The organism is Thermococcus sp. (assembly GCF_027012695.1).
GTDB lineage: Archaea > Methanobacteriota_B > Thermococci > Thermococcales > Thermococcaceae > Thermococcus.
The window spans coordinates 1-8,576 of record NZ_JALUYR010000105.1 but is presented as its reverse complement, the minus strand read 5'-3'; the positions used below and the strand labels follow the sequence as shown (position 1 = coordinate 8,576).

Here is an 8,576-nt window from a genome sequence, read left to right as displayed (position 1 = left end):
TCAGGGAGGAAGGTAAAACCGTTGACTTCTACAACCTCGGCAACGACGACTGGATAAAGGGAGATAGCGGAGATAGGGGGCGAGGGGATGGACCTAAAGCCGGAGTTCCACTTTACCGGTGGCGTTGACGGTGGTAGAGGCTGGAAAGGAGATGTAAAACTAATGCGCCTGAGCATAGAGAAAGCCAAGAAAACTGGCTGGAAACCGAAGCTGAACAGCCACGAGGCCATCAGGAGAACCGTCAGGGAGCTCTCCGGGACGGCTTGAGCTTTCATCCATTTTTCGGCTATTTTATCACCTCATATACCTTTCTGGCCACTATGAACGCAAACGCCAGGAGGAGAAGATAGGCCGAGAGCTTGAGTGAGTCCTTCACGTCCTTTGGAAGGTAGAACTCGCCGATCTCGAGGACTATCAGTATGCCGATGAGGGCTATCGTGAGGAATATCCCTGGAGAGGAACTGAGTATCGCGGAAAGTACGAGCCAGATTGCCAGAAACAGGATCAGGTTTTCTCTCACAGCCATTTTTCTATACCCCCGAGGGGCTTCAGAACGATCTTCCAGTGGCCCCTAACCCTCTCGGCGGATTCTACCCCCATAATCTCGTCCCGTCCCATCGCCACGCCCAGGAGCATGGCCGAGACAATCGGATCCGCGTAGAAGGGCCCGTCGCACAGGGGGCTGACGAAGACCTCCACCTCCCCGCTCTCGCCCTCAAAGGCCTCCCCCGAGCCGATCCCGAGTCCACTGAGAACCGAGGAAACAACGGAGGATGCATAACCAACTCCCGTTCCCCCCAGCTCTCCGACGTTTTCGAGGGCGTATTCAACGATCCCCCATCCCGGGGGAGGGCTCAGAAGCAGGCCGCTTTCCTCGGGCGTTCCGGTTATGAGAACCCTTCCCCTGGAGAATTTTCCCGGTCTGGGAATCGGGTTCTCGCTTTCCGGGATGAAGATGCCGCCTTCCGGGAGGTTTTCGTAGGGAGGTATCACAAGGGGTTTCTCTTTGAGGTTTAACTCCCTCCTGAGGTTCTCCAGAAAGCCGCAGAGGTTCGTACAGGTCAGGGGCAGGGTTTTCCTGTCCACGTAGCCCCTGGAGGGCATCGTGGCAAGAACAAGGCCGAGGATGATGGTTCCGATTCCCAGGTTGACTAGGGCCGTCTCTCCCCTCGTACCCCCGTAGTACCAGAGGGTTATTCCAGCGACGGCGATTATACCACCCCAGAGGCGCCCCATTTCAACACCGCCAACGAATAAACTTAAAAGGTTTTTATGCCTTATGGGTCTGATAGCCATGAGGCGGGTTCTGGTTCTAATAATCCTCGCTCTAATCCTCGGTTCCCTCCCCGTGAGTTCGGCTAAGGGCGTTCCGGAGCCGGAGAGGAGGGACGTCTTTCTGTACCAGTACTTCTCCCGGGTCCTGGTGAGGCTGGACTACTCGCTCCGCTATGCTCTCGTGGGCGATAACTACTCCCTCCAGCTGGCCAACCTGACCCTGGGGGAACTCCAGCTGATAATGGATGAGAGTCTCTACTATCGGGAGCGGGGTGTGAACGCGACCGTTATGGAGGTTATACCCCCCTTCTACGATCTGGCGAGCGAGACGGTGATCCTCGTTCGGCTCCTTCTCGAGTTCCGTGAAAACCCCACTCCGGCTCTCGCCTCGGGCATACTCACGACCGTTGGGGAGATGGAGAGAACCCTCGATTCCATTGATCTGATGAAGCTCAGGAACGGAACGAAGGTCCTGACTTTCAACACGGCCCGGCTGAGGCTTCGTCTCGAGGAGATTCGAAAACTCATTTCGGAGGTTCCCGGCGAGCCGGAGGGCTTTGTTCTGGGGGTCTCTGATCGGAGTCCAATCCTGAACCAGACCGTTACTATCTTCGGTTCCTGCCCCGGCAACTCCTCCGTTACGGTCGTCGTGGAGGGTATTAACTCCACTCACCTCATTCTCGTGTATCCCAAAAATGGCCTTTTCTCGACCGGGTACCGCTTTGAAAGACCCGGAAACTACACGGTTTACGCCGTTCAGGGAGAGGAGCGGTCGAACAGCGTTCGCGTAACCGCGAGGAAGATACCCAGCCTCTTCGTGGTGAGCGACCTCTACACCTCCTTCCTGAACGGTACTGTGAACCTCTCGGGAAGGCTGGTTGACCACTACGGCAATCCCCTCGCCGGCAGGAGGATAACGGTTGGCAACGCCACACTGCTCACGGGATCCGATGGCGGTTTCTGGAGGGTGTACTTCTCCCCCGTCGCGACCAGCTTTCGGGTCCTCCTGCGGTTCAACGGCGACAGTATTCACGCCGGGACGGCGAGAAAGGTGACGGTAAAGTTCGAGAGGTACCCCGTCTCAATAACCCTCGAGGGGCCTCAGGAGGTTGTACTCGGGAAGGCCGCGACCTTCACCGGAACCGTTGAGCCATCCCTTCCCGTAGAGGTCTACGTGAACGGGACCAGATACGCAACGCTGACCCCTGAAAACGGTACCTTCTCCTTCAGGCTAAGGCCCAACGGGACGGGGGAGTTTGAGGTTTACGCCGCCTTTCCTGGAAACGAAAGATATGAGAAAGCCCGGTCCAACGTGGTGGTTTTGAAGGTTATTCCTCCTGAGGACAGAACGCTGAGGTACGTGGCGATAGGCCTGCTCTCCCTGCTGCTGGTTGCATTCGCTGTCCTCGGAACCCGCGGAGCACGTGGCGGGAAAACGTCCTCTCCCCAGGAGGTGATCGTGGAGAGATCCCCATCAGGAGGGGAGATTGTACCCGAGATACCCGGGGACGTCGGTGAGGCCTACGATCTTCTCAGAAGGAGGCTCAGGGATGCCATGGGGATAGGCGAGAGTCTGACGCCGAGGGAGGTTCTGAAGGTCCTGGCCGACTGGGAGCTCTATCCCCGGCTGGAAACCGTTACCAAACTCCACGAGAAGGCGGTTTACGGGGGAATGCCCCTGAGTGATGAGGAAATGGAGAGTTTCATGAAGGCTATGGAGAAGCTCCTGAGGGGTGTGGAGGCATGAACAAGACCGTGAAATACCTCGTGCTGCTCCTCATGATATTCGCCTTCATCACGATGCCCCTGACAGTCCCGATCTTTAAGAGCTCCGCCCAGTACAGCGTCTTCAACGGGGACTGGGACGGGACGTCGAGGTTCGCCAAACTGGTTTATCTGAAGGGAAAGACGATCGTCCCGGTCTTCGAGTCCTTTGACTTAGCAAACGTCAGCGTCTTCAACGGGGTTCTCCTCGTGATCGGCCCGAACATGACCTTCACCGGCGATGAAGTGGAGCAGATAAGACTCTTCCTTGAGAGGGGCAACACCCTCTTCATAGCCGACGACTTCGGGACGGGGAACGAGATACTCCGCGCCCTCAACGTCCCGGTGGGCATCTCCAACTACCCCCTCAGGGACTTCTTCTACGAGGGCGACGACAGGCTCGTAGTGTCCGTCAGGATACTCGACCCCCTCCTGGCCAGGAACGTGACTAAAATCGTTACCAACGAGCCCTCCGGCATCATAGTTACCCGGGAGGGAAAGGCCTACGTCAGCAGGGTGGCAATGATAAACCTCCACCGGAGGATGTACCCGATAATGACGGAGCTCAGGTACGGGGAGGGGAGGATAGTGATTCTCTCCGATCCGGACGTGCTCGCCAACATGCAGTTCGGGGAGAACAGACAGTTCCTGAGCAACCTCGTTGACTACCTGGGTTCGGACACCTTCTACTTCGACGAGGCCCATCACCCCGATTTCAACCTCTACACCGCTGGAACCGTCACGATAACCCGGCTTCTCCCCAGGGAGAGGGCCGTTGGACTCATGGTGTTCATAGCCCTTCTCATTCTCCTGAGGGAACTGGGGTTCTTTGGACTGCTTTTGCGACTCACGGGGAGGTTCGTCTCCCGCTTCTTCCGGCGGGAGGAAGACTTTGAAGGGGCCGTTCTCTCCCTCGCCAGGGAGAGGGGCTGGGATGAAAAGGAAGTTATGGAAATGCTGAGGAGGATGGGTGGTTGAGATGATACTCGAAAAGATACAGGCGGAGGTCAGGAAGGCCCTCGTGGGGATGGACGACGTTGTCGAGCTGATGACGATAGCCCTTGTATCCAGCGGGCACGTGCTCCTCGAGGGAGTGCCCGGCGTTGCGAAGACGACACTGAGCAAGAACTTCGCCAAGACACTCGGTCTAAAGTTCTCCAGAATACAGATGACGCCGGATCTGCTGCCCGCTGACCTCATCGGCCACACCTTCTATGACATGCGAACCGGGGAGTTCAAGGTGAGGAAGGGGCCGATATTCGCCAACGTGGTTCTCGTGGACGAGATAAACAGGGCGTCGCCAAAGACTCAGAGCGCGCTGCTCGAGGCGATGGAGGAGAGACAAGTCACCATCGAGGGCCTCCCGCTAAAACTTCCGGAACCCTTCGTGGTCCTCGCGACGATGAACCCCGTTGAGATGGAGGGTGTTTATGAGCTCCCTACTGCCCAGGTGGATCGTTTTATGATCAAGATTGACATCTCCTACCTGCCCGAGGAGACGGAAAAGGAGATGCTCAGAAGGAAGAGTCTGGGCCAGTTCGCGGAGGCCAGACAGGTCGTCCTCCCGAGCGAGATAATCCAGACCCGGAGGGACGCGATGAGGGTCCACGTCAGCAACGCGGTGATTGACTACATCTACGATCTCGTTCGGGAAACGAGACTGGACGAGAGGGTCATCCTTGGTGCCTCGCCGAGGGCCGGCGAGCATCTCCTCTACGCCGCCAAGGTCAGGGCCTACCTCGAGGGCAGGGACTACGTAATTCCCGACGACGTCAAGTGGCTCGCCGTCCCGGTCATGGCCCACAGGATAGTGGTGAAGCCGGAATACGAGGTTGAGGGGATTGACGGCAGGACCGTGGTCAGGGACGCACTCGAGAGGGTAGAGGTGCCGGTGGAATGAGGCGCGCCGAGGTGATCCTCTCCCTCGCGGCGGTGGTCATGGCAGCCGCCTACCTCCTCGGAAGCCCGGCCGCCGCCCTCGTCGGGATAGCCCTGGTTTCCCACTACTCCCTGGCCAGGGTTTCCTTCAGGCCGAGGTTGAGGGTGGAGAGAAAACTCCCCGAGAGGGCGATGGAGCGGGAGCCGGTGAAGGCCCGAATTCTGGTTGAGAACCTCTCGGAGATCCGCGGTCTTGTCAGGATCCGCGAGACCTCGAGGGAGGTCTTTTCCCGTGAGCTGAAGGCCTTCCTGCGGCCGGGGGAGAGAAGGTACCTCGAGCAGACCATCGTTCCGCTTGCCCGGGGCAGGATAAAGCTCATGGCCGAGGCGGTTTTTGAGGACGGGTTCGGTCTCTTCATGAGGCGCTTTCCGGTAGGCGGAGACAGCGAGATGATCGTCTTCCCATCGCAGAAGAGCATGCGCGAGGCCATGCGCGAGAGGTATCAGGTGGAGGCCCTGGCGGAGGCGGAGAAGGCCCTCGGAGTTGGGGCCGAAACTCTGGACTTCCAGGAACTCAGGGAGTTCCTCCCGGGGGACGACATAACGAGGATAGACTGGAAGGCCACCTCCAGACTGCAGAAGCTCATCGTCAGGGTTTTCAAGAGAGAAACTATGGCCGACATATACCTTCTCGTCAACGTGGATCCCCCCTTCCGGCGGGAATTGAGGCGGGGGAAGACAGACTACCTGGTCCTTATCATGGCCCAGCTCATAGCGTACTTCAGGCGGTTCGGCCACGGTGTTAAGATCATCGCCTACGACGAGGGCCGTGTTGTCAACGTAGTTACCAACGTTCGCGATCCCCTCACGGCCCTGGAGAAACTTGGATTGGGCAGGGAGAAAGGCCTTCCTCCCCTCAGGCCCTCCTGGATCTCGAGGACTTCGCCCCTCGGAAGGCTCGTGGCGAGATTCCGGGGTGGTTCGGAGGCCCATGGTATTGTAAAGGCCGCTATGAAGGTCCCTGCTGGTTCCTACGTTCTCATCGTTGACGACCTCGGCCTCCACCCGGGGGAGATAATAAAGGCCTCCAGGCTCCTCCAGAGGAAGGGTTCAAAGGTTGCCCTCCTCTACCCCAACCCCGTGCTCTTCGTGGACAGGGGGGATCTTCGCCCGGAAGACATCGAGACCCTTTACCCCGCCTACCGCGAGAGGAAGGAGCTTATGAAGAAGGTCATGGGCCGGGTCAGGGTCATCGAGGTCGGCCCGAAGGATCTGCTCCCCATGGTGGTGAGGAAGCTATGATCGGGCTGGTGGCCTCGCTCCTGGCTGGTATCGTGCTCAAAAAGTGGATCTTCGGTCTGGCGGTTATCCCCTACCTCCTGAGGCTCAGGGGCAGAAATCCATCGCTCATTGCGTTCTACCTCTACGTTCTGGTGGTTGTCCTTTCCCTCCCATCCCACTCGATCTACACCCACCGCGGATTCGTTTTGGCTGTCGTCTCATCCACATCTGTCTTCCTCCTCCTCGACGAGATCTTGGGAGGAATCCGGTGGGATAGGACGGAGCTGGTTATGACCGCTGTTCTCCTCGTCTCGGCCCTCCATGACTACCTCCTGGTTTTCGCCCTCATCGGGGCAGCGGTTTACGTCACCCACCTCCACTTCGGCAGGGCAGTCTACCGTCTGGTCGGCTGGCTTTCGCTGTCCCTCGGCCTTCTCTATCTCCTCAGAGACAGGCTGAAGGATCCGGGTGCACAGACCCTCTTCCTCCTGGGCCTGGGCCTCGTCTTCCTCCTTCTGGCCGAGAGGAACGACGTTGATTTCTTGGAGGTGGGCCTCTTTGAGGAGGAGTGAACTCTACGTTGGCTTTTCTGTTCTTTTTACCATCCTCCTCTTTGCCCTGTTCAGGACGCCCTTCCTCCTCTACTTCGGCCTTTTCTACTCTCTCGTCCTCTACCTGAGGCACTCCGCACTGGTTCCACGGGCCATTGGGCCGGATGTTCGAACAGTCCTAGGAATTGTCCTGATGTCGGTTTCACCGGTTTTTCTGGTGGTTCGCCTGGGGGAATACAGCAGCCCCTCCACCTTCCATGCCTTCTTTCTCCTGGGACTATTGCTGGTGCTCTTCGAGGTGAGGGATGTTCTCATTTTCCTCGTCCCCCTGGCCGAGGCCCTGATCGCACTGGTTGCGAAGACCAGTGCATTTAAGGTGACGGTTAACTGGTTCAGCAACCTCTTCGTGGACATCACAGCCTACCTCGTTCGCGGGTTGATAGACCTCCTCAACGTTCCCATCGCCATGAAGGGCAACGTCGCGGTGGTCAGAAATACTCTCGTCATCATCGGTTCCGGCTGTTCCGGTTTGGATGCCTTCGTCCTCTACATCCTCGCGTCCCTCCTGCTGATCTACCTGCGGGGGTCCGATAGAAGGGAGGCCATCCTTCTGCTGTTCGGAGCCCTGGGTATAATCCCGCTGAACGCGGTAAGGATATTCACCCTCCTCGTCATCGGTTATCACAGCGGTATCTCCTTCCTCGAGCTGTTCCATTCCCACCTCGGCGACCTGATGTTCGTTGCCTACGTTTTTCTCTACTGGTGGTGGGTTATCAGGAGATGAACCCTTTCAGGGGGTGGAAACCGTTTTAAATGCTGTTCCATCTTCCCTTTAGGTGGTCGAATGGAAAAACCGGAGGGCATCTGGAAGTACTGGGATCTGATCACGATAATCGCCCTTTCACTCCTCCTTGACCTGCTCATTCTCTACTATCCAGACAGTCTACTTAGAAAGGTCCTCGGTTTGGCCTTCGTCCTCTTCTTCCCCGGCTACGTCTTCATAGCGGCGCTCTTCCCCAACAGACGGGAGCTCGACAACCTGGAGAGGCTCGCCTTGAGCTTTGGCCTGAGCATAGCGATAGTTCCTCTCATCGGTCTGGCCCTGAACTACACCCCCTGGGGCATAAGGCTGATCCCAATACTCGTCAGCCTCACGGTTTTCAACGTCGCCTTCTCGATAATCGCCATCTACCGCAGGGCCAGGGCCTTCGACCCCTGGATCCCCTGGATAACCCTTGACAGGATAAAGGAGGAGCTGGAGTGGGAGAGCTCGAGCAGGCTCGATAAGGCTTTAACCGTCATCCTGATAATCGCGATAATAACCTCCATCGGCACGCTCGGCTACGTGATAACCCATCCGAGGCAGGGGGAACACTTCACCGAGTTCTACATCCTCGGGCCCGATGGCAAGGCCGATAACTACCCCACCGAGCTAAGGGTCGGCCAGAACGGAACGGTGATAATAGGCATAGTCAACCACGAGGGCAGGAACGTTACCTACTACGTCCAGATATGGCTGGTGAACTTAACGTGGGACAACACCACCAACACGACTCTAATCCACGAGATGTACCCGATGCCCGGCTGGTTCAACGTCACCCTGCCTCCGGTACCGGTGAACATCGAGGGCAACTGGACGCCCCAGTACGAGAGGAACTACACCTTCAGCATCGATAAGCCCGGAAGATGGCAGGTGTGGTTCCTCCTCTTCAAGGACAATCCTCCGGAACTCCCGCCGGCTCCACCCGACGGGAACTACGCCGGGACCGAAGCCAGAAAACTGATATTAGAGGCGATTAACGGGACGATCCAGAGTTTGAAGCTAAA

At 57.6% G+C, this 8,576-nt stretch carries 9 protein-coding genes and 1 pseudogene; 8 read left to right on the top strand and 2 right to left on the bottom strand.

The window, feature by feature from the left end; all coding sequences use genetic code 11:
- A pseudogene (locus MV985_RS08010) lies at positions 1-267 on the top strand (UDP-glucose 4-epimerase); the annotation flags it as partial.
- Between the two features lie 19 nt (positions 268-286).
- Here the strand turns inward: MV985_RS08010 and MV985_RS08005 are convergent.
- Both MV985_RS08005 and MV985_RS08000 read right to left on the bottom strand, forming a co-directional pair.
- Entirely contained in the window at positions 287-526 is a 240-nt protein-coding gene (locus tag MV985_RS08005; protein WP_297465092.1) for a hypothetical protein, read from the bottom strand.
- Positions 517-1,236, bottom strand: coding sequence for a hypothetical protein (locus MV985_RS08000; RefSeq protein WP_297465090.1), 720 nt, complete (start codon positions 1,234-1,236; stop codon positions 517-519). The genes MV985_RS08005 and MV985_RS08000 overlap by 10 nt, the downstream gene beginning before the upstream one ends.
- Before the next feature lie 58 nt (positions 1,237-1,294).
- Between MV985_RS08000 and MV985_RS07995 the strand changes: the two genes are divergently transcribed.
- The 7 genes from MV985_RS07995 to MV985_RS07965 form a co-directional block, all read left to right on the top strand.
- Positions 1,295-3,022, top strand: a complete 1,728-nt coding sequence (locus tag MV985_RS07995; RefSeq protein ID WP_297465089.1) for a DUF4129 domain-containing protein — start codon at positions 1,295-1,297, stop codon at positions 3,020-3,022.
- Positions 3,019-4,017, top strand: coding sequence for a DUF4350 domain-containing protein (locus MV985_RS07990; RefSeq protein WP_297465088.1), 999 nt, complete (start codon positions 3,019-3,021; stop codon positions 4,015-4,017). Before MV985_RS07995 ends, MV985_RS07990 begins: the two co-directional genes overlap by 4 nt.
- Before the next feature lies 1 nt (position 4,018).
- A complete protein-coding gene (locus tag MV985_RS07985) occupies positions 4,019-4,939 on the top strand; it encodes a MoxR family ATPase (protein ID WP_297465094.1) in 921 nt (306 codons plus the stop codon).
- Positions 4,936-6,219: a DUF58 domain-containing protein gene (locus tag MV985_RS07980; protein WP_297465086.1), complete on the top strand. Its 1,284-nt coding sequence runs from the start codon at positions 4,936-4,938 to the stop codon at positions 6,217-6,219. Before MV985_RS07985 ends, MV985_RS07980 begins: the two co-directional genes overlap by 4 nt.
- Positions 6,216-6,770 (top strand): hypothetical protein, encoded by a 555-nt coding sequence (locus MV985_RS07975; protein ID WP_297465085.1) that lies wholly within the window; start codon positions 6,216-6,218, stop codon positions 6,768-6,770. The genes MV985_RS07980 and MV985_RS07975 overlap by 4 nt, the downstream gene beginning before the upstream one ends.
- Positions 6,757-7,533 (top strand): exosortase/archaeosortase family protein, encoded by a 777-nt coding sequence (locus tag MV985_RS07970; protein ID WP_297465084.1) that lies wholly within the window; start codon positions 6,757-6,759, stop codon positions 7,531-7,533. Before MV985_RS07975 ends, MV985_RS07970 begins: the two co-directional genes overlap by 14 nt.
- A gap of 60 nt (positions 7,534-7,593) precedes the next feature.
- The coding region (locus MV985_RS07965) for a DUF1616 domain-containing protein (protein WP_297465082.1) at positions 7,594-8,576 on the top strand (983 nt) is incomplete at its 3' end.